This is a genomic window from Pseudoalteromonas sp. Z1A6, assembly GCF_011378745.1.
Taxonomy (GTDB): Bacteria; Pseudomonadota; Gammaproteobacteria; order Enterobacterales; family Alteromonadaceae; genus Pseudoalteromonas; species Pseudoalteromonas arctica.
In genome coordinates, this window is the sequence record NZ_WTKW01000500.1 from 1 (window position 1) to 2201 (window position 2201).

Annotated in this window: 1 protein-coding gene; it reads right to left on the reverse strand. The window is 35.9% G+C overall.

Going from position 1 to position 2201, the window contains the following annotated elements; genetic code table 11:
• Positions 1–1931: diguanylate cyclase (locus tag GQR46_RS18895; protein WP_165742077.1), on the reverse strand; the 1931-nt coding region annotated here is incomplete at its 3' end.
• Positions 1932–2201 lie beyond the last annotated feature (270 nt).

Here is a 2201-nt window from a genome sequence, read left to right on the forward strand (position 1 = left end):
AAGCCTGCAGCAATAAGCTCTTTCATTTGTTTAATTGTATATTCTATATCGTTTGAGAGCATTGACTCGGTTATTTCTAACTTAATTTGTGAAGCTCGAATATCAAACTCGCTTATAGTACTAAACAGCTCCTTTTTTAAATTTGATGAATTAAACTGACTTTGGCTAATATTAATTGAAACACAGAACGAATCGTCAATAGCGCTGGCTTCTTTAAGTTCATTAATTAAAATACATATATCGCGTAATACTGCATTTTGTAGTTTTTGTATAAGTCCGTACTGCTCAGCTATAGGTATAAATTCATTTGGCGCTATAAGGCCTCTTTGCGGATGGTTCCATCTAATTAGCGCTTCAGCTCCAATAATATCTCCGCAAGTATTAACTTGTGGCTGAAAATAAGCACAAAATTCATCAGAAGCAATAGCTCTAACAATGTCGGTTTCAAGCTCGGTTTGCTTTTCAAGCAGTGTTTGCGACGCTGGATCGTAAAAGCTACTGCTGTTTCCGCCTTTCTTTTTAGAGCGATACATAGCAGTGTCGGCAAACTTTAATATATTGTCAGTTTGTGCGTTTACGCTGTCAATTAGGCAAATACCTATGCTGCAACTTACTTGAAAGGCAAGTTCGCCTACTTCAAAATTATCATGAAACACGCTCTGGATTTTTTTTGCCACGGATTCGCATTCATAAATTGCCTGCTTTGTATTTTCACCTATGTCTTCAAGTAAAATAATAAACTCATCGCCACCGGCTCTAGCTAACGTGTCTGAGCTTTTTATTATGGCGTTTAATCTTTTTGATAGCTCTACAAGCACTTCGTCTCCAGCACTGTGCCCCAACGAATCATTAATACGCTTAAAGTTATCTAAATCTAAAAACAACAAAGCTCCAATATTTTTTATACTTTTGATGCTCTCTACGCACGTGTTTAACCTATCGCTAAGCATTCTTCTATTTGGCAAATTGGTGAGTGGGTCATAAAATGCAAGCTTATGGACTTCTTGTTCTGCTTTTTTCCTTATTGAAATATCCCTGGCCATCCATACAATATGCCGTTTTGTCGGGTTCTCAGGGTGGTAATGATCTAAGGCAGCGGCTCGTCCTTCAAAAACTATATTCCCCTTCGGGACATCTAATTCATATTCAAATATTTGCATATCGTTAGTCGACAACGTTTTTGCAATGACTCCCATTATCATTTGCGCATCTTTTTGAGGAAGTAAGTCTTTAACATTTTGACCAATAATATCCATGGTCGAATCAAGCAGTAACTCATTAGAAGTACCATAAACATCGGTATATATGCCGTCTTCACTTAAAATGAGGATGAGATCGGGCATTACTTTGGTAAAGGCTTTAAATTTTTCATTACTGTGCTGTAAATTAGCGACAAGCTGTTTTGCCTTCTCAAATTCGTTACTTTTCTCAAGAGCAATACTTGAAAAGTGTACAAAAAAATCTATTAATTCTAACTCTTGCTCTGATGGGGCTTTAGGGCTGCTGTGATAGATAGCAAAGGTGCCTAACAAATCAGCTTGAGTTGACATAATAGGCGTTGACCAACATGACTTAAGATCAAACTTTAACGCTAAGTCTTTAAAATCCACCCACAGTGGTGAAGTTTCAATATTTTCTACAATTATGCGCGATTTCGAAAATGCAGCAGTACCACATGAACCCACTTTTGGCCCTATGTAAACTCCATTAAGCAAACCACAGTACTCTGGATGAATATTAGGGGCTGCACAATGAAAAAGCTGCTCGCCTTTAGCTGATAAAATGGAACACCTAGCAGATTCATCATCCATAATTTTTTCTATCGATAAACAAATTTCAGTAAGCACCTCATTTAAAGGTGCCCCTAATGCAATTTTAGATAAAATGCCTTGCTGGTGAGATAATAACTTTTTTAACCTGTCCGTACCCATTTTCACTTGCTCGCATTATTTATACATATTGATACAACAAAAGCCTCAAGCAGATGCTTTTTTTACTATGTAGTAAAGTTCAGTATAGTCATGATTAGTAAGTTTATTATTTTATTAATAAAAAACTAATCTGGCCTATTTTGATCAATCATAATTGCATATTACTAAACATCTGTAGTTACCATATAACCAAAATAGCAACATTAAAGCTAACACTTTGTTACCTAAAAATACTGTTTAAAATTACTCAGCTATTTATACAAGTGCAAA